The 18,019-nt window shown below is 70.6% G+C and carries 14 protein-coding genes and 2 pseudogenes; 10 read left to right on the top strand and 6 right to left on the bottom strand.

Annotation, left to right across the window (positions count from 1 at the left end; genetic code table 11):
- Positions 1–78 precede the first annotated feature (78 nt).
- Positions 79–1,926 (bottom strand): phosphoenolpyruvate carboxykinase (GTP), encoded by a 1,848-nt coding sequence (locus HCN52_RS12140; protein ID WP_312876661.1) that lies wholly within the window; start codon positions 1,924–1,926, stop codon positions 79–81.
- Positions 1,927–2,228: 302 nt separating this feature from the next.
- On the opposite strand from HCN52_RS12140, the gene trhA reads away from it, so the two are divergent.
- Positions 2,229–2,978 carry a PAQR family membrane homeostasis protein TrhA gene (gene trhA, locus HCN52_RS12135; RefSeq protein ID WP_168088435.1) on the top strand — a complete coding sequence of 250 codons (750 nt, stop codon included), beginning with the start codon at positions 2,229–2,231 and terminating at the stop codon, positions 2,976–2,978.
- Between the two features lie 301 nt (positions 2,979–3,279).
- Here the strand turns inward: trhA and HCN52_RS12130 are convergent, their stop codons facing one another.
- The gene (locus HCN52_RS12130; protein ID WP_168088434.1) at positions 3,280–5,367 is read right to left on the bottom strand and encodes a thioredoxin domain-containing protein; all 2,088 of its coding nucleotides are present in this window, start codon (positions 5,365–5,367) and stop codon (positions 3,280–3,282) included.
- A gap of 196 nt (positions 5,368–5,563) precedes the next feature.
- On the opposite strand from HCN52_RS12130, the gene HCN52_RS12125 reads away from it, so the two are divergent.
- The gene (locus HCN52_RS12125; protein ID WP_168088433.1) at positions 5,564–6,130 is read left to right on the top strand and encodes a Uma2 family endonuclease; all 567 of its coding nucleotides are present in this window, start codon (positions 5,564–5,566) and stop codon (positions 6,128–6,130) included.
- 683 nt (positions 6,131–6,813) lie between these two features.
- Here HCN52_RS12125 and HCN52_RS12120 read toward each other — a convergent pair.
- Positions 6,814–6,963, bottom strand: a pseudogene (locus tag HCN52_RS12120) (DUF255 domain-containing protein); the annotation flags it as partial.
- 164 nt (positions 6,964–7,127) lie between these two features.
- Here HCN52_RS12120 and HCN52_RS12115 point away from each other — a divergent pair.
- Genes HCN52_RS12115 through HCN52_RS12100 form a run of 4 tightly spaced genes read left to right on the top strand, consistent with a single transcriptional unit; the run spans position 7,128 to position 9,566 of the window.
- Positions 7,128–8,603, top strand: coding sequence for a CBS domain-containing anti-phage protein (locus tag HCN52_RS12115; protein WP_168088432.1), 1,476 nt, complete (start codon positions 7,128–7,130; stop codon positions 8,601–8,603).
- A 56-nt stretch (positions 8,604–8,659) separates the two neighbouring features.
- Entirely contained in the window at positions 8,660–8,830 is a 171-nt protein-coding gene (locus tag HCN52_RS12110; protein WP_168088431.1) for a hypothetical protein, read from the top strand.
- Positions 8,831–8,868: 38 nt separating this feature from the next.
- Positions 8,869–9,228: a type II toxin-antitoxin system RelE/ParE family toxin gene (locus HCN52_RS12105; RefSeq protein ID WP_168088430.1), complete on the top strand. Its 360-nt coding sequence runs from the start codon at positions 8,869–8,871 to the stop codon at positions 9,226–9,228.
- Positions 9,225–9,566, top strand: coding sequence for an XRE family transcriptional regulator (locus HCN52_RS12100; RefSeq protein WP_168088429.1), 342 nt, complete (start codon positions 9,225–9,227; stop codon positions 9,564–9,566). The genes HCN52_RS12105 and HCN52_RS12100 overlap by 4 nt, the downstream gene beginning before the upstream one ends.
- Before the next feature lie 311 nt (positions 9,567–9,877).
- Here the strand turns inward: HCN52_RS12100 and HCN52_RS25930 are convergent, their stop codons facing one another.
- On the bottom strand, positions 9,878–10,006 hold the full coding sequence (locus tag HCN52_RS25930) for a hypothetical protein (protein WP_280923905.1): 129 nt from the start codon (positions 10,004–10,006) through the stop codon (positions 9,878–9,880).
- 87 nt (positions 10,007–10,093) lie between these two features.
- Between HCN52_RS25930 and HCN52_RS12095 the strand changes: the two are divergent.
- Positions 10,094–10,366, top strand: a pseudogene (locus HCN52_RS12095) (Uma2 family endonuclease); the annotation flags it as partial.
- A 151-nt stretch (positions 10,367–10,517) separates the two neighbouring features.
- Here the strand turns inward: HCN52_RS12095 and HCN52_RS12090 are convergent.
- The gene (locus HCN52_RS12090; RefSeq protein ID WP_245175068.1) at positions 10,518–11,888 is read right to left on the bottom strand and encodes an NAD-dependent succinate-semialdehyde dehydrogenase; all 1,371 of its coding nucleotides are present in this window, start codon (positions 11,886–11,888) and stop codon (positions 10,518–10,520) included.
- Positions 11,889–12,284: 396 nt separating this feature from the next.
- On the opposite strand from HCN52_RS12090, the gene HCN52_RS12085 reads away from it, so the two are divergent.
- Entirely contained in the window at positions 12,285–13,343 is a 1,059-nt protein-coding gene (locus HCN52_RS12085) for a serine/threonine-protein kinase (protein WP_168088427.1), read from the top strand.
- Positions 13,344–13,476: 133 nt separating this feature from the next.
- On the opposite strand, the gene HCN52_RS25390 is transcribed toward HCN52_RS12085, so the two are convergent.
- Positions 13,477–14,169: a hemerythrin domain-containing protein gene (locus HCN52_RS25390; protein ID WP_245175067.1), complete on the bottom strand. Its 693-nt coding sequence runs from the start codon at positions 14,167–14,169 to the stop codon at positions 13,477–13,479.
- Positions 14,170–14,274: 105 nt separating this feature from the next.
- On the opposite strand from HCN52_RS25390, the gene HCN52_RS12080 reads away from it, so the two are divergent.
- Both HCN52_RS12080 and HCN52_RS12075 read left to right on the top strand, forming a co-directional pair.
- Positions 14,275–16,962 carry an AfsR/SARP family transcriptional regulator gene (locus tag HCN52_RS12080; protein WP_312876660.1) on the top strand — a complete coding sequence of 896 codons (2,688 nt, stop codon included), beginning with the start codon at positions 14,275–14,277 and terminating at the stop codon, positions 16,960–16,962.
- A 103-nt stretch (positions 16,963–17,065) separates the two neighbouring features.
- Positions 17,066–17,917, top strand: a complete 852-nt coding sequence (locus HCN52_RS12075; RefSeq protein WP_168088426.1) for an LLM class flavin-dependent oxidoreductase — start codon at positions 17,066–17,068, stop codon at positions 17,915–17,917.
- Positions 17,918–18,019: the final 102 nt, after the last annotated feature.

Raw genomic sequence — 18,019 nt, 5'->3', positions numbered from 1 at the left:
GGAGCCGGAGGACCAGATGTGCCCTCCCATGATCTCCACCAGGTGCCCGGCGATGGGGCGGGCGCCGGTCGCGGGGCGTCAGCCGAGGCGGTCGACCAGGGCGTGGTACTCGTCCCACAGTTCCTTCGGGGTGTGGGCGCCGAAGGTGTTGAGGTGGTCGGGGACGAGGGACGCCTCCTCCCGCCACACCTCCGTGTCGACGTCGAGCAGGAACGCCAGGTCGGCTGCGGAGAGGTCCAGGCCGTCGGTGTCCAGGGACTCCGGGGTCGGGACGGTTCCGATGGGTGTGGCGACCCCGTCGGCCTCGCCGTTGAGCCGGCCCACGATCCACTTCAGGACGCGGCTGTTCTCGCCGAAACCGGGCCAGACGAAGCGCCCGGCGTCGTCCTTGCGGAACCAGTTGACGTAGTAGATCTTCGGGAGCTTCTCCGGGTCGGCGTTCTGCCCGACCGTGATCCAGTGGGCCATGTAGTCGCCCATGTTGTAGCCGCAGAAGGGCAGCATCGCGAAGGGGTCGCGGCGCAGTTCGCCGACCTTGCCCTCGGCGGCCGCGGTCTTCTCGGAGGCGACGTTGGCGCCGAGGAAGACGCCGTGCTGCCAGCTTCGGGACTCCGTGACCAGCGGCACGGCGGAGGCGCGGCGGCCGCCGAAGAGGATCGCGGAGATCGGGACGCCGCGCGGGTCCTCCCACTCGGGAGCGATCGTCGGGCACTGGGAGGCGGGCACGGCGAACCGCGCGTTGGGGTGCGCGGCGGGGGTCCCGGACTCCGGGGTCCAGCTGTTGCCCTTCCAGTCGGTCAGGTGGGCGGGGGCCTCCTCGGTCATCCCCTCCCACCAGACGTCGCCGTCGTCGGTGAGGGCGACGTTGGTGAAGACGGTGTTGCCCCACAGCGTCCGCATGGCGTTGGCGTTGGTGTGCTCGCCGGTGCCGGGCGCGACGCCGAAGAAGCCGGCCTCGGGGTTGATGGCGTAGAGCTGCCCGTCGTCACCGAACCGCATCCAGGCGATGTCGTCGCCGATCGTCTCGACGGTCCACCCGGGGATGGTGGGTTCGAGCATCGCGAGGTTGGTCTTGCCGCAGGCGGAGGGGAAGGCGGCGGCGACGTAGCGCGGGTCGCCGGTCGGCGGGGTCAGCTTGAGGATCAGCATGTGCTCGGCCAGCCAGCCCTCGTCGCGCGCCATCACCGAGGCGATGCGCAGCGCGTAGCACTTCTTGCCGAGGAGCGCGTTGCCGCCGTAGCCCGAGCCGTAGGACCAGATCTCGCGGTCCTCGGGGAAGTGGGAGATGTACTTGGTGGCGTTGCAGGGCCACGGGACGTCGGCCTCGCCGGGGGCGAGCGGCGCTCCGAGGGTGTGGACGGCCTTGACGAAGGCGCCATCGGTACCGAGCTGGTCCAGCACCTCGCGCCCCATGCGGGTCATGGTGCGCATGGAGACCGCGACGTACGCGGAGTCGGTGATCTCGACGCCGAGCGCGGAGAGCGGGGAACCGAGCGGTCCCATGCAGAACGGCACGACGTACATGGTGCGGCCGCGCATCGCACCGCGGAAGATACCGCCGGTCCCCTCGGGCCCGGTGCCGGTGCCGGTGAAGATCTCCCGCATCTCGGCGGGGGCCTTCCAGTGGTTGGTCGGGCCGGCGTCCTTCTCCTCGGCGGAGCAGATGAAGGTCCGCGTCTCGACCCGGGCGACGTCGGTGGGGTCGGAGGCGGCGTAGTAGGAGTTGGGGCGCTTGACGGGGTCGAGCCGCGTGAAGGTTCCCCGTTCCACCAGCTCCTCGCAGAGCCGCTCGTACTCGGCCTCCGAGCCGTCGCACCAGACGACGCGGTCGGGCTGGGTGAGCGCGGCGATCTCGTCGACCCAGGCGGCGAGCTCGCGGTGCTGCGTGGGGGCTTCGGTGATGGGAGCCGTTGGGGTGGGCGCCACGGTTTGCTCCAGAGGGTTTCGAGGGTGCTGACCGGGCAGCGCACATCTGCCCGGGGTGAGCGCCGGACGGGACGGACGTCCGGCTCGTCGGTGGACGACCCGAATGCCGAATGCGCTCATCCGGTACCGACCAAGCTCATCTGATAGTGCCAAGCCGTCTCGTCTGTGTCCAGTGCGCGCTCAGGTGAGCAGCACCACTCGATGGAGTGAGCCGCAAGGGCCGAACGGGTGTGGCAAGCACCACCGACCGACCGGGGGACCACCCGACCGAGAACCTACGGAACCGTAGGTAGCATCGGTGCATGACGACGCTCCCCGCGGCGCCGGCACCCGCGCCGGTCCCCGACGACTCGCAGGCCACCGATCCCGCGGCGCTCGTGACGGCGCCGGCGGCGACGGTGGCGGCCGGTGCCGCCACGTTGAAGCCCCTGCTCAGAGGCTGGCTCCACGCCGGCATGTTCCCGGCGGTGATCATCGCCGGTCTCCTGCTGACCGCGACGGCGAGCAGCCCCCAGGCCCGGCTGGCATGCGCGATCTACGCGCTCAGCGCCTGCCTGCTCTTCGGTGTGAGCGCGCTCTACCACCGCGGCAACTGGGGACCCCGCGGCGAGGCCGTGCTCCGCCGTATGGATCACGCCAATATCTTCCTGATCATCGCCGGCACCTACACGCCGCTGACGATCCTGCTGCTGGATGACGGCCGCCAGCAGCTCCTGCTGTGGGGCATCTGGGCCGCGGCGGCGGCCGGCATCGCCTTCCGCGTCTTCTGGGTCGGCGCGCCGCGCTGGCTCTACACGCCCTGCTACATCGCCATGGGCTGGGCCGCGGTCTTCTTCCTGCCCGACTTCCTGCAGACCGGCGGCATCGCGGTGCTGGTGCTCGTCATCGTCGGCGGACTGCTCTACAGCGCCGGCGGCGTGGTGTACGGCATCAAGCGGCCCAACCCCTCACCGCGGTTCTTCGGCTTCCACGAGGTCTTCCACTCGCTGACGCTGGCGGCGTTCGCCGTGCACTACGCGGGGATCTTCCTCGTCGCCTCCCAGGCGGCCTGACTCCGCTACCCGGGAACGCCGGCGGGGCGGCGGGGCGGCGGGGCGGCGGAACCGGCAACGGTGCGCTGCCGCCACCGGCCGGATGCGACCCGCAGTGCCCCTTGGCGGCCCACGCCGCGGGACCCGGACGGGAGAGTCGGTCGGCGCACCGGCCCAGGCACCCACTCCGGCGGGGCGACGACGTCACGGGACGACCGACAGGGTGGCGGCCGGGCGGACAGGGGTGGCGGCCGGCGGTCGCCCCTGCCGCCACCCCCGTCCGCCCCGGTGGCCCGCGTCGGGACAGCGCCGCTCCCTGGCCCTACGCGCCGCCCGCCTCGCCGTCGCGGTCGGCATCACCCTCGCCGCTCAGCTGAGCGGCGAGCGCCTCCGGTTCGGTGACCGGCAGCCCGCAGACGAAGTGGCGGCAGACGTAGGCGGTGGGCGCGCCGTCGGTGGTGGTGCGGCCGTTCAGCAGCGGCACTCCCCCGGCGTCCGGCCCGTCGCCTGCCGCCGGTTCGGCCGCCGCTCCTGTTCCGTGGGCGACGACCGCCCCGGGCGCGGTGGCGCGCAGCGCGGTGGTGAGAAGCGCGACCGTGCGCGGGTCGTCGGGCGGGCCCACGACGGCGATCTCGCGGGGCCCGTCGAGCGCCGCCTCCGCCACCGCCAGCCCCCAGCCGACGAACCGCGGCGCCTTCTCCCCCAGCGCCGCGACGATGCCCAGGGCACGTTCGGCGGCGGCCCGGTGGCGGTCACTGCCGGTGTAGGCGGCGTGCGTCAGCAGCGCGCCGGCGGCGGCCGTCCATCCCGAGGGGGTGGCGCCGTCGGTCGGGTCCTGCGGGCGCCTGATCAGCTGCTCGGCGTCGTCGGCGGTGTCGTACAGCGCCCCGTTGTCGTCGCGGAAGCGGGTGAGGACCGACTCCAGCAGCGTGCCGGCGATCTCCAACCAGGCGCTCTCGCCGGTGACCGCGTACAGCGCGTGCAGCCCCTCGGCGAGGTCGGCGTAGTCCTCCAGGACACCGGCCCCGGGACCGACGACGCCCGCGCGGGAGGTGCGGGCCAGCCGACCGGTGTCGTCGAGGTGGCGGGAGACCAGCAGGTCGGCGGCGGCAGCGGCGGCCTCCACCAGGTCCGGTCGCTCCAGGCAGGCGCCGGTCTCGGCCAGCGCGGCGATCGCCAGGCCGTTCCACGCCGCGATCACCTTGTCGTCGCGTCCGGGGCGCGGTCGGGCCGCGCGGGCGTCGAGCATGCGGACCCGGATCGTGTCCGGGACGTCCTCCCCGAGCAGCTGGAGCACGGAGGCGCCGTGCTCGAAGGTGCCGTCCTCCGTGACCCGGAACCGCTCCGCGGCCACGGCGGCGTCCTCCGGGCCCAGCGCCTCGACCAGCTGACCGGGTGTCCACGCGTAGTACGCGCCTTCGCGGTGCGGCGCGTCGGGCTCCGGCCCGGTGGCGCTGTCGGCGTCGAGCGCGGAGGCGAACCCGCCCTCCTCCGTGCGCAGCTCGCGGACCATGAACTCGGCCGTGGAGAGCGCCACCCGGCGGGCCAGCGGCGAGCCGGACGCCTTCCACCACCGGGTGTAGACCCGGCAGAGCAGCGCGTTGTCATACAGCATCTTCTCGAAGTGCGGGACGACCCACGCCCGGTCCACCGCGTAGCGGGCGAAGCCGCCCGCGAGCTGGTCGTGGATGCCGCCGCGCGCCATCGCCTCACAGGTGCGGGCGACCATCTCCAGCGCCCCGGCGGAGCCGGTGCGGGCATGGTGGCGCAGCAGGAACTCCAGCACCATCGGCGGGGGGAACTTCGGCGCGGCGCCGAAGCCGCCGTTGCGCTCGTCGAACTCGCGGGTCAGGCCCAGCAGGGCGACGGAGAGCAGCGCCTCGCCCGGCGGATGCGGCGCGTCGTAGTCCACGGCGCGGCCGTGCAGCCGACCGGTGATCTCGGCGGCGACCCGGCCCACCTCGTCCCGCCGCTCGGTCCACGCGGTGGACACCCCCTCCAGCACCTGGCGGAAGGAGGGCAGGCCCTGGCGCGGCTCGGGCGGGAAGTAGGTGCCGAAGTAGAAGGGCTCGCCGTCGGCGGTCATGAAGACGGTCATCGGCCACCCGCCCTGACCGGTGGCAGCCTGCACGGCGTCCATGTAGACGGAGTCGACGTCGGGGCGCTCCTCGCGGTCCACCTTGACGGAGACGAAGTGCTCGTTGAGGTAGGCCGCTACCTCCGGGTCCTCGAACGACTCGTGCGCCATGACGTGACACCAGTGGCACGCGGAGTAGCCGACCGACAGCAGAACGGGTGCATCACGCCGTTTCGCTTCCTCGAACGCCTCAGATCCCCACGGCCACCAGTCGACCGGATTGTCAGCGTGCTGAAGCAGATAAGGCGAGGTCACACCAGCCAACCGGTTCATGAGACCCAGCCTCTCACAGCGTCTGCCGCGACCGGTGAAACACCGACGAGCCCGCCTCACTTGGCCGAATTGCGCTTATGTGCCATGACGTGGAGGGCGACTCCTTCCCTTCCGAGTCGGGCAGCCCGGCGCCTCGGAACAGTAGGCTTGGCGCAGCAGCGCCGGACCTGCAGAGGCCTCTCGAAGGAGGTACACCATGACCGCCGAGATGGTGGCGCCCGCGTGGATGCATACGCAGATCAGCGCGGAACAGTACGACTCCTGGTCCGAGGAGCAGTGCGCCGGCATCGAGATCGTGGACGGGATGGTTGTCGTGAGCCCGAGCGCTTCCAAGCGCCACAACCGGCTGGCCCGCATCCTGGCCAATGCCCTGGACGCCGCCGCGGGCCCGGACTGGAACGCCGACACCGACTTCGACGTCCGCCTTCAGGACGTTCCCCTCACCAACCGCCACCCTGACGTCATCGTCTACCGGGCAGAAACCATCGACCTCACGCCCACCCGCCCCGAGCACGTACTCCTGGTCGTCGAGGTCGTGTCGCCGGGCTCGGAGACCACGGACCGGATCGTGAAGGTGGACCAGTACGCCAAGGCGGGCATCCCCTTCTACTGGCGCATCGAACAGGCCGCCACCGGTGTCCCAATCGCGTACACCTACGTCCTCGACCCCGCCACCAGGGCCTACCGGGACGGCGAGATGTTCACCGGCGTGATCAAGACTGCCGCTCCGTTCCCCGTCACTGTCGACCTGGGCGCCGTCTGACAGCGCCGGAAGATTCCTCGTGACGAAACACAAGGGAAAGCGCAAATTCCAGGAGCATCTGGAGGCTCTTTTCGCTGCCGCTGGCTCCCCTAAGCCAGCCGCTATCTGCTCTGCCAGCAGGGACCGCCTTGGGCGAAGTTCCCTGTCCGTACAGCGCATCAGCGATTGGCGAAGCGGGAAGCACACACCGACAAATAAGCCTCTTCCGAGAGTTTCTCAGGCTCAGGCACCTTCGGCATCCTGCTCCCACCCCTTTGCCCTGCGGGGCCAGGCTAGAACAAGCAGCAACGCACTAGCACTTCCAGGTACGGACAGCATGTCCAGGCGCGACCACCCCCGGTACGAGGAGGCTTGTGCGTCTAATCTCGGCAAACCTGCAATCACGGTTCCATGCCCACCACTCCGCGCTCAGAAAGAAACGAGGTTGACGGGCGGGCAGGTCATCTCAAACAGGCCTGTCGCGAGGAGGGGTGCCTCGGTCGTCCGGCTCTAGGATCGCCATAACGCTCGTCCACTCCTCCACGAACCAATCAGGTGAGGCGGCCAACTGCTCCTGTGCCCTGGCGTCGATACGGGCGTCAAGGTCATCACTTTCGGCGCTCACGAGATCACTGTATGACGTCACTCCTGGTAGGCACTTATGGGTTCAGCAAGTGCACTGACACCAGTGGTCAGCAGGCTAAGTGGCACGACGAATAGCCCACCGAGAGAAGGATGGGAACGTCGCGCCGCTTGGCCTCTTGCATCGCCTCCTCTCCCCATGGTCACCAGTCCACAGGATTGGAGGCGTGCTGGAGGAGATACGGCGACTGGGAGTCTGCCAGTCGATTCATACCGCCACTCTCCCGTGTCCGCGTGCCCGACCCCACAGGAGGCACGAAGAGCCTCGACGCGGAGCGTGACCATCTGTGATGATCAGCGGGTCACCGGGCGGGGACGCACCGTAGGTGCACCGCACGGCCGAAAGGCATGATCCAGAGGCTTCGGAGAAGAACGCATGACGGGCACTGAAGACAAGGCCGACAGAGAGACTGACGCGCCCGCCTCGGGCCGCGCTTCCTACCTGATAGCGGGGCGCCGTGTCCGTGTCGCGGATCTCGTACATGCGGGGCTGCTGGACGTCGGCACCCAGCTGGTCTTCACGCGGCCTCGAATGGGCACCACGCACTTCGCCGAAGTGTCCAAAGATCATGCCATCAGGCTGACAGATGGACGACAGTTCGCCTCGCCCTCCAGAGCGGCGAAGGCAGCTGTGGGGCACGGCTCTTTCGACGGCTGGAATGCCTGGGCACTGCGTGACGGGACCACACTGGATGCTCTGCGGCAACGGCTCCTGGATTCTCTGGCGAAGCAAGCTCCACTAGGGTCGCAGGACGCGCAATTCGCCAGCGCCCGGCACGAGCGACTGAAGAAGGCCCGAGAAGCGGCGGCAGAGGGGCACCCTGTCACGCTCACCGTTCGGGAGCTTTTCGGCTGGTGGGGCGCGGCCCGGCGCGGACACCTGATCAGCGACCAAGTAGCCGGCGAACTGTCGAACCACGCTCTCTCGACGTCACCCGACTTCGGTGCCGTTCCCCTCGACACCTCTGTTCGCCTGGTCCGTAAGTCGATCGAGCAGGAGGGCAGACAGGGAGCGGATGAACAGCCGGCCTTGCTGGTCGGCGCTCCCGACCACGCCGGGGAAGCGGAACACGTCGGGGAAACGGAGCGCGAGGACACGGGCGTGGACGAGGCGGACGACAGCGAGCGCGAGCCCATCACGGACCTCACGGTCGGACGCCTGGCCTCGGCGCTGTCGGGGGTCGTCTCGATCTCTCCCCAGGCGACCTTCGACGAAGCCATCACCAAGATGACCCTCAATGATTACTCTCAGCTCCCGGTGATAACGGGCAGCAGGAACCTGCAGGGTGCGGTCACCTGGGAATCCATAGCCATGGCGCGCCACACAGACGCGGACGCCCCCTTCTCACAGGCGGTCATTCCGGCCCATGCCGTTCCCTACGACCACCATCTGGTCGACGTACTGCCCCAGCTCGCTCTGTTCGGCTTCGTCCTGGTGCGGGACGAGACCAACGTCATCGCCGGAATCGTCACTTCCAACGACGCCGCCGCAGCCTACGGCGCTCTGGCAACGCCGTTCTCCCTTATCGGGGAATTGGACCAGCGACTGCGCAGGATAATATCCGACGCCATCGACCTGACGGACGCCGTCGCGCTGTGCAATACCGATGATGGCGGGGGCATCGTCTCGTTCGACGAATTGTCATTCGGGGACTATCAGCGGATCCTGGAGAATCCTTCCCTGTGGGCGAAGCTGGGGTGGCCGCTCGACCGCAGAGTATTCGTGAAACGGCTCGACGATTTGCGGAAGATCCGCAACGAGCTTATGCACTTCAACTCGGACGGCGTCGAAGAAGAGGACGTGCGGAAGATCCGTCGCATGATCGCGGTGCTGCGGAAGTACGGAGACTGAACGATGCCGGGACTGCACTTCGAAGTACGGCAACCCCCCTGCGGGCCCGGCACGTGATGCTCGACAACCGAGGCGCCTGGCTGAGGGAGGCCAACGGCCAGCACAGGCACAAGCGCATCACCCCGTTCACGCTCCGAGGCTACGCCTCCCCGGTCGCACCCACCCCCGATGCCTGGCACCCCCACACCGACCCCGGGTTCCACATGGCCGATATTAGGCCAGCCTGATATCATCCTGGAGTAATGTTGGTGAGTGAGAGTAGACCATGAGCTTCAGGATCATCGTCGTGGAGCCAGCCCGAACCTGGATCCACGAACTCCGCAAAAGCGACCGGGACACCCTCACCCAGATCGCCGCCGCACTCGACGTGCTCCAGACTGAAGGCCCAGCCCTCGGCCGCCCGCTCGTCGACCGCATCACCGGATCAAACCTGCCCAACCTGAAGGAACTGCGCCCCGGTTCCAAGGCTGACAGCGAAGTACGGATGCTGTTCGTCTTCAGCCCCGAGCGCAACGCCGTCATCCTCGTCGGCGGCGACAAGGCCAGGAACTGGTCCGGCTGGTACCGCACCGCGATCAAGGAAGCCGAAGCCGCCTACCAGGCGTACACCGAGGAGGATTCGTGAGCAACCTCAAACCGAAGACGGCCAACGCGATCGACTGGCACGATCTGAAGGATGACCTCGGTCTCACCGCCGAGGAGCAGGCGGACGTTCAGGAGCGGAGCGCCGCCATGCTCGCGGAGGTCCGCGCCCACCGCTTGGCCGAGGTCCGCAAGCGCCAGCACATGACGCAGAACGAGGTCGCCGAGACTCTCGGTGTCACCCAGGGGCGCGTTTCCCAGATCGAGAAGGGCGCCGTGGCGCGTACCGAGGTCGAGACCCTCGCCGCGTACGTCGCGGCACTGGGAGGGCGCCTGAAGATCGTCGCCGACTTCGGCGACGAGTCCCTCGTCCTTGGCTGACAAGGTGTCTTTCTCTCCGTCGGGAGCGATCGATAGCGGGCGCGACTCGGCATGCACTCGTATGAGGGCCAGGACCAACGCCTCGTAGGCATTGCCCGTCACGCACGGACGGACCCTGGCCCTCACAGTGCTGCCTGATGCCGAGGCACTCGGGCTCCCACTCCGGCGATGCCATCAGCTGCCCCCGGGCCCAAGCGTCTATCTCGTGGCTCAGTTCGTCATCGCGCCTGTCCATAGGGTGTTTCCTCGTGAAGACACCAGGTCAGAACCACGGCCAGTTCAACGTCGTGGTGATCATGCTACGGCGCTGGTCAGCTGATGCCCAGCGGCTTGAGCGGGTGGGTGAAGGGTTGGCAGGGAGCTTCGCGGAGCCCGGCGGCGATGTTGCGGTGGTCCGCAGCGCGGAGAGCGTTGATCGCGAGGTTGCGCAGGGTGGTCATGTTGGCCGTCCCCTCACCTGACACCGCCGGGGGCCGCAGTGGCAGGCGGAGTAACCGACCGGGGTCTCCGCGTGCTGGAGGAGATGCCTCACGCCCGCCCGCCCCGAGCACGTACTCCTGGCCGTCGAAGTCGTGTCACCCGGCTCGGAGACCACCGACCGGATCGTGACGGTGGACCAGTACGCCAAGGCCGGCATCCCCTTCTACTGGCGCATCGAGCAGTCCGCCACCAGCGTTCCGATCGTCTGCACCTACGTCCTCGACCCAGCCACCAGGGCCTACCGGGACGGCGAGGTCTTCACCGGCACCGTGAAGGCCACCGCGCCATTCCCCGTCACGGTCGACCCCGGGGCCCTGTGAGCAACGAGGATCGCCCGCGCCCTCGGCGCCTGCGACGCCCCACCGGCTGAGACGTGTCCGCCACCGGGGGCCCTGATGGCGGCGCCCGGCTCGGCCCGAGGTCGAAGCCGTGGTGAAACTGCCCGTCGCCGCCATCACGTGGCCAGGGCCACTACTTCTTGGTCGTGGAGGTCCGACGCAGTCGGGTGTTGACGAACTCTCCCATCCCCCATCGGCCGAGCTCGCGGCCGAAGCCGGAGCGCTTCACGCCGCCGAAGGGCAGGCCGGGGAGGGTGGTGCCGTGCTCGTTGACGTAGGCCATGCCCACTTCGAGTCGGTCGGCGATCTCCTGGGCACGGTCGATGTCGCTGCCCCACACCGAACCGCTGAGGCCGAAGCCCACGTCGTTGGCGAGCGTGATGGCCTCGTCGGTCGAGTCGACGCCGTAGATCACGGCCACGGGCCCGAAGATCTCCTCGGAGTACGCGTCCATGTCACTGGTGACGCCGGTGAGGACGGCGGGACGCATGAAGGCTCCTGCTCCGTCGATCGCCTCGCCACCGGTGTGGAGGGTGGCACCCTGCTCGACGGCGCGTTCGACCTGTGCGATCACGGTGTCCCGCGCAGTGATCGACGACAGCGGGCCGACCTGCGTGCTCTCATCCGTGGGATCTCCCACCCGGGCGGCCTCGAAGGCGCGGGTGACGACCGACACGAAGTCGTCCACCTTGTCGTTGGGCACGATCATTCGTTTCGGAGAGTTGCAGGCCTGTCCCGCGTTGGACAGCCGCGCCCGCGCGGCGATGGTGGCTGTCCGCTCGATGTCACCGTCATCGAGGACGATGAGAGGATCGGAGCCGCCCAGCTCCAGCACGACCTTCTTCAGATGCCTCCCCGCGGTTTCGGCCACCGATGCGCCGGCGCGCTCACTGCCGGTCAGCGAGATCCCGCGCACGCGCGGGTCGGCGATCATGTCGGCGATCTGGTCATTGCTCGCGAACACGTTGATGTAGGCGTCCTCGGGCATCCCGGCAGCGTGCACGAGCTCGGCCATGAGCTCCGAGGACGCCGCGCAGATGGACGCGTGCTTGAGGATGATGGTGTTGCCCACCATCAGGTTGGGGGCGACGAACCGGGCCACCTGGTAGTAGGGGTAGTTCCACGGCATGACCCCGATCAGGGAACCGATGGCCTCGGTTCGGACCAGTGACTCGTCGGCGCCTTGCGGATCGAGCACCTCCCGGTTCAGCAGGCCCGGTCCGTGCTCGCCGTACCAGCGGTAGATCGCGGCGGCGAGCTCGACTTCACCCACCGCCTCCTTCAGCGGTTTACCCATCTCGGTCGAGATCAGCTCGGCCAGTTCGTCCTGGCGCGCTTCATAGGCATCGGCAATGCGCACCAGTCGCCGTGCGCGCTCGCCCACCTCGGTCGCTCGCCAGCCGGCGAAGGCGCCGTGCGATCGGCTCAGAACTCCGGGGACCGCCGCGTCGTCGAGCCCGGGGAACTCCCGCAGGGTCTCACCCGTGGCTGGGTTCAGTGTCATGTACGAAGACAAATCAGACTCCATTTCTGTGTCTGCTAACCGCGAATCGGGTATTGAGCCGGGCGTTCAACGGCGACGCGACCATCCTGGTCTTCACGTGGCACTCCTTCACCATCTCGAAGACCGGGTGTCTTCCACACCTGAACACGCCCGAACGGACCGCTTCGCCGCTCGCAGGGAGTACGGCGGGGCCGGAACTCCCCAGCGTGGCACAGAGCATCGCCACCCGACCGAACGAGCGCAGATGCCGCGCGTCGAGACGGTGACACCGGACAGCCGTGCGGCTGACGGGTCAGCGCCCTGCGCGATCACCCGACATCGGGCCGCACTCTTCGCGGGCGATGCAGAATCGAGCTCCGCACCCCACGGGAGGAGGTCAGGGTGGAGGGTCCGGACATGTCGCATCGTGCACGGCTGACCGCCCACGGCGCCGTCTCCACGGCCCTGGCCATGCACAGCGATCGCGCCCTGTGCGAACTCGTCGAGGCGGCTGTACCGCTCGGCTCCGGGATCGGCGGGACGTCGGCCCTCGCGGAGGTCGCCGGAACGCCGGTCTTCGTGAAGCGGGTGCCGCTCACCGACCTGGAAAGGGAACCCCGGCACCTCCGGTCCACGGCGAACCTGTTCGGGCTTCCCCCCTTCTGCCACTTCGGGACCGGCACGATCGGCGCTCCGGGTTTCGGAGCGTGGCGAGAGCTCGCCGTGCACGCCATGACGACGAACTGGGTGCTCACGGCGGAGTACGAGGGCTTCCCGCTGATGTACCACTGGCGCATCGTGCCGGACCCGGCGCCGCTTCCGGACGAACTGGCCGACGTCGAACGGGCCGTCGCCTACTGGGGCGGGGGATCGCAGGTACGCGGCCGGATCGAGGCTCTTCGGCGGTCCTCGGTGAGTGTCGCACTGTTCCTGGAGTACTTGCCGCAGAACCTGCACCAGTGGCTGCGAGCCAAGATCGAAGCGGGGGACCACGATGTCGGCCGCGCGTGCGCCATGGTGGAGAGGGAGCTGGCGGACGGCGTCTCGTTCATCAACAGCCGCGGGCTTCTGCACTTCGACGCCCACTTCGAGAACATTCTGACCGACGGTCGGCGCCTCTACTTCGCGGACTACGGCCTCGCCATCTCATCCGGCTTCGAACTGTCGCAGGACGAGGCCGAATTCTTCGCTCACCACCAGTCCTACGACCGCTGCTACACCGCGACGTACGCGGTGAACTGGCTGGTCACCGCGTTCTACGGATACCGCAGGGAGGACCAGGAGAGCCGCCACGCACTGGTGCGCTCCTACGCGGCGGGCAGGCTCCCCGCGGGAATCCCGGAGGAGGCCGCCGCACTCCTCGTTCGCCATGCGCCGGTCGCCGACGTGATGTCCGACTTCAACCGCACGTTCCAGCACCGGAGCAGGCAGACCCCGTACCCGCTGGAGGCGCTCCGCCGACTGGGCGGATCCTGACGGCGCTCCGGCCCCGGCTGCCCGGTGGCTTCGGGGGGCCCGAGCCCCGCGGCGCGGTGGCGGGCGCGGCCGGGTACCCGCGGCGCCGGGCCCGCCCCGCCGCTCGGCCACCCAGCGCTCAGCCACCCGCCGCTCAGCCGTAAGCACCCTGGCTCGCGGCGGTCAGGCGCTGCCGGTGGGTGCGGTAGAGGCGCTTCCCGAGCGGGCGGCCGACGTGCCAGACGACGGCGGGGACGGCGGCGCGCAGCAGCTGGGCCTGCTCCTCGCTCGCGCCGTGCAGGGCCATGCCCAGCATCAGCAGCCGCTGCGCGAAGGGGACCTTGTTCAGGGACGCCTCCACGGTGGTCTTCCACTCGCGGTCGGTCATGTGGCGGTCGATGAGCGGGAGGATGCGCTCCTCCTCCAGCGCCAGGTGCTCGTGGAGCGGGGGCAGCAGTCGTTCGGCGACGACGACGGCCTTGTCGCGTTCACCGGCGGCGGCGGTCTCCTTCCAGAGGCGGGTGTCGGCGGCGAGTGCGGTCAGCTCGTCGTCGATGAAGGCGTGCTGCTGGTCCATGGTCCCGATGAGGGGCTCGACGTCGCCGGGGCAGCGCTCCCGCAGCCGGGGCCAGACGTGGTCGTCCTCGCTGGTGTGGTGGGCGTGGAGGAAGTCGATCATCATCAGGACGTGCCGGGCCACGACGCCGGTGCTGTGCGCGTCCCTGACCGGCACGCCGGCGATGAGCGCGGGCAGCGCGGCGAACTCCCGCCGGAAGGCGTCGTGGGCGCCGATCATGTCGCGGCTGTCGGCCATCGTCTCGTTCGTCCCGCTCGTCTCGTTGCTCATGGGAGCAGCTTCCCGGCAGTGCCTTGCAATCCGCCTACAGCGCGGTTACGGCGGTGCCGCCCCGCCGTCGAGGCCGTGGGCGGCATGGGCTTACATGGTGCGGTGGTGACGTTCGCGGTGCTCGGTCCGTTCGAGGTGCGGGAAGACGGTCGGCCCGTCCCCGTCGGGGGCCGGCTGCCCCGGCGGCTGCTGGCGATCCTGGTCGCCGAGGAGGGGCGGTCGGTCTCGGAGGACCGCCTCGCGGAGGGGCTGTGGGACGAGAGCCGGCCGCGCAACCCGGCGGGCGCCTTGCAGGTGTACGTCTCCCGGCTCCGCCGGGCGCTGCCCGGCACGACGTTGGAGCGCTCCGCCGGCGGTTACCGGCTCCTTGCGGCCGACACCGACGTCGACCGGTTCCGCAGCCACCTCGCCCGCGCTCGTGCGCTGGCGGCCGGTGCCCGCCATGCCGAGGCGCACGAGGCGTTCGAGGCGGCGCTGGGGCTGTGGCGCGGCACGCCGTACGAGGACCTGGCCGACGACGAGTCGACGGCCGCGATCCGTGCGGCCCTGGTGGAGCAGCGCGACACCGCCCAGGAGGAGAGCGCGGCGGCGCTGCTGGCCACCGGGGACCACCCCGGCGCGGTGGCGGCGCTCGAACTGCTGGTGCACGCGGCGCCGTACCGCGAACGCCGTTGGCAGTTGCTGGCGTTGGCGCTCTACCGCTCGGGGCGCCAGGCGGACGCGCTGACCGCGGTGCGCCGGGTCCGGACGCTGCTGGCCGAGGAGTTGGGTGTCGACCCCGGGCCGGAGCTGCGCCGGCTGGAGGGGCGCATCCTGTCGCAGGACCCGGCGCTCGCGGGCCCCGTCGTCACGGCCGGCCCGCCAGGTGATCGGCCGCTGTCGTCGTTCATCGGACGCGACACCGACCTGGCGGTGCTGGATCGTCTCGTCGGCACCCATCGGCTCGTGACCGTCGTCGGTCCCGCCGGGTCGGGCAAGACCCGGCTCGCCGTGGAGTGGGCCGGGCGGGACGCCGTCGTGCGGCTCGCGGATGTGACCGACCCGGCCCCGCTGGTCTCGGCGATCGCCGCGGCGGTGGGCGTCACCGGGATCACCGGTGACCCGTACGAGGCGCTCGTGAAGCGGCTGCGTCTGCACGGGCGGCCGCTGGTGCTCGACAACTGCGAGCATCTCGTCGGGGACGTGGCCCGGCTCGTGGCCGATCTGCTCGACCGGGTGCCCGCGTTGCGGGTGGTGGCCACCAGCCGCAGTCCGCTCGGGGTCGACGGGGAGCACAGTCTGCCGCTCGCTCCGCTGACCACCGACGACGCCGTGACGCTCCTGACCGACCGCATCCGCGCGAGCCGCCCCGGTTGGAGCGCGGGCGACGCCGACCTGCGGGACCTGCGCCGCCTGGCCGAGGCGTTGGACTGCCTGCCGCTGGCCCTGGAGCTGGCGGCGGCACGGGTGCGGACCTTCGGCGTCCGGGGGCTGATCGAGCAGCTGGACGACCGTTTCACCGTGCTCGGCAGGATTCCGCGCGGCACGATGACGCCGCACGCGACGTTGCAGGAGGCGGTGGCCTGGAGCTTCGACCTGCTGGCCGGTGAGGAACGTGACCTCGCGGTGCGGCTCTGGCCGTACGAGGGCGGCTTCCCCCTGGCTGCCGCGGCGACCACCGCGGGGCTCGACGTGCTGGTCTCGCTGGTCGACCAGTCCGTGGTCACCGCGGAGACCGGCGGTGGCGCGCCGCGCTACTGGATGCTGGAGACGATCCGGGCGTACAGCCGGTCCGTCGACGGCGATCCGGCGGCGACCCGGGCCGCCCATGCCCGCTGGGTCCGCGAGCTGGTCGCCCGGGCCGAGGGCGATCTGCAGGGCGAACGGTCCGGGGCGGCGATGGCGGCGCTGGGGCTGGAGCTGCCGAATCTGCGGGCGGGGCTCGCGCACGACCTGGCGCACGCCCCGGTCGAGGCCCTGCGCACGGCCGCACGGCTCATGTGGTTCTGGATCCGCAGCGGTCTGCTCGTCGAGGGCAACCGGATCCTCACCGCGGCCCTGGCCGCGGCGCCGGACGCCCCGCTCGGCGACACCGTGCGGGCCACGGCCTCCTCGGCCGGCCTGTTCTACTTCACCGGCGACGGGACGACGGCACGGCGCATGCTGGCGGAGGCACGGCTGGCCGTGGGCTCGGAACCGGACCATCGCGGCCTGCTCGCCGAGGTCCGCTACTACCAGGCGCTGGTGCAGCTGCCGGGCGGAGACCCGGAGGTGGCGCTGGCGGCGTCGACCGAGGCGCACGCCATCGCCACCGAGACGGGGACCACCTGGCTGGTCGCGGCCGGTGCCATGGCGTCAGGCGCCGCCCTGGTCATGTCCGGCCGGGTCGCCGAGGGGCGGGACCGGCTGCGGGCCGCCGTGCGCCTCGCGGACGCCTCGGGGCTGGTCTGGACGGCGGCCCTCAGCGAGCTGATGCAGGCCCAGACCCTGATCGACGCGGGGCGCGGCGGCGAGGCGCTGCCGCTGCTGCGGTCGTCGCTGCTGCGCTTCCTGGGCGAGGGCGACCTGAGCAACCAGCTGGCGGTGCTGCACAACGGGGCGCTGGCCCTGGAGGCGCTCGACGAGGCGGCCGACGCCGCGCTGCTCCGCGATGTCGTCCACTCGCACCAGGCACGCAGCGGCATCCGGATGGCCGGCACCTACCTGCACTCGGTCGTGCCGGAGGGCTGGTACGAGGGCGCTCCTCCCTCGGCGCCGCCGACCGTCGACGACGGGGTCGGTGTGCTGACCGCCGCCGCCGCTCGCGCTGTCTGACGGGTGCAACCCGGGTGTATGGGCGCCCGGCCAGGATCACCGGTGAGCGCCGGTCCTCGGCCTGCCCCCCCGTCGACACCCGCACCAGTCAAGGAGCCTCGTGATGCACATCGGCATCGGACTGCCCAACCAGGTACGCGACGTCCACGCCCCGGTGATTCCCGCCTGGGCCCGCCTGGCGGAGGAGGCGGGCTTCTCCACGCTGGGCACCACCGGCCGGATCGCCTATCCGGGCGTGATGGACACCGTGGCCCTGGCCGCGGCCGCCGGGGCCACCTCCAGGATCGGGCTGCTCAGCCAGGTGCTGCTGGCGACGACCTGGCCGGGGGCGCTGCTGGCCAAGGAGGCGGCGTCGATCGACGCGGTCTCCGCCGGCCGGCTCACCCTCGGCATCGGCGTGGGCATCCGGGAGGACGACTTCGTCGTCCCCGGGCACGGCCCGCGGGACCGGGGCGCCCGGATGGACCGCGACCTGGAGACCTACCGGTCGCTGTGGGCCGGCGCCCCCGTTCCGGGGAGCGAGAACCCGGCGGTGCCGGCCGGGACCCGGCAGGTGCCGCTGCTGTTCGGGGCCACCACCCCGGCCGCCTTCCGCCGGATGGCCGAGACGTCGGACGGCTACGTCGCCGGGTCGGTGCCGGCGGCCATGGCGTCCGGGCTCTTCGACGCCGCCCGGGGCGCGTGGCAGGCGGCGGGGCGCCCGGGGCGGCCCCGGCTGGTCGGCCTCAACTACGTCTCGCTGGGCGACCCCGACCGGGGCCGGGCCAACGTCGCCGACTACTACGCCGCCACCGGCCAGTACCAGGACATCGTCGTCGGCAACGTCCACACCTCGGCGGAGTCGGTGCGGGACGCCGTGAAGCAGTTCGAGGACCTGGGTGTCGACGAACTGATCCTGAGCCCCGGTACCGACGACCTCGACGAGGTCACCCGCCTGGCCGACATCGTCCTCTGACGCCCACCACCCACCGCGCGCCGCCGGGCAGCCGGGCGGCCGGGAGGGTCGCGGCGCGGGCACCGGCCCGACCGGCAGCCGCCCCGACCGTCGCGCCCCGAC

The organism is Streptomyces bohaiensis (genome assembly GCF_012033785.1).
GTDB lineage: Bacteria > Actinomycetota > Actinomycetes > Streptomycetales > Streptomycetaceae > Streptomyces > Streptomyces bohaiensis.
The sequence above is the reverse complement of the archived record's forward strand: the minus strand, read 5'-3'. Positions and strand labels throughout refer to the sequence as shown.

What these genes read in the sequence shown, in the direction of transcription:
- HCN52_RS12090 (WP_245175068.1), bottom strand. Translation starts at nt 11,888, where the DNA reads ATGACACTGAACCCAGCCACGGGTGAGACCCTGCGGGAGTTCCCCGGG.
- HCN52_RS12130 (WP_168088434.1), bottom strand. Translation starts at nt 5,367, where the DNA reads ATGAACCGGTTGGCTGGTGTGACCTCGCCTTATCTGCTTCAGCACGCT.
- HCN52_RS12125 (WP_168088433.1), top strand. Translation starts at nt 5,564, where the DNA reads ATGACCGCCGAGATGGTGGCGCCCGCGTGGATGCATACGCAGATCAGC.
- HCN52_RS12075 (WP_168088426.1), top strand. Translation starts at nt 17,066, where the DNA reads ATGCACATCGGCATCGGACTGCCCAACCAGGTACGCGACGTCCACGCC.
- trhA (WP_168088435.1), top strand. Translation starts at nt 2,229, where the DNA reads ATGACGACGCTCCCCGCGGCGCCGGCACCCGCGCCGGTCCCCGACGAC.
- HCN52_RS12110 (WP_168088431.1), top strand. Translation starts at nt 8,660, where the DNA reads ATGCTCGACAACCGAGGCGCCTGGCTGAGGGAGGCCAACGGCCAGCAC.
- HCN52_RS12105 (WP_168088430.1), top strand. Translation starts at nt 8,869, where the DNA reads ATGAGCTTCAGGATCATCGTCGTGGAGCCAGCCCGAACCTGGATCCAC.
- HCN52_RS12115 (WP_168088432.1), top strand. Translation starts at nt 7,128, where the DNA reads ATGACGGGCACTGAAGACAAGGCCGACAGAGAGACTGACGCGCCCGCC.
- HCN52_RS12085 (WP_168088427.1), top strand. Translation starts at nt 12,285, where the DNA reads ATGTCGCATCGTGCACGGCTGACCGCCCACGGCGCCGTCTCCACGGCC.
- HCN52_RS25930 (WP_280923905.1), bottom strand. Translation starts at nt 10,006, where the DNA reads ATGACCACCCTGCGCAACCTCGCGATCAACGCTCTCCGCGCTGCGGAC.
- HCN52_RS25390 (WP_245175067.1), bottom strand. Translation starts at nt 14,169, where the DNA reads ATGAGCAACGAGACGAGCGGGACGAACGAGACGATGGCCGACAGCCGC.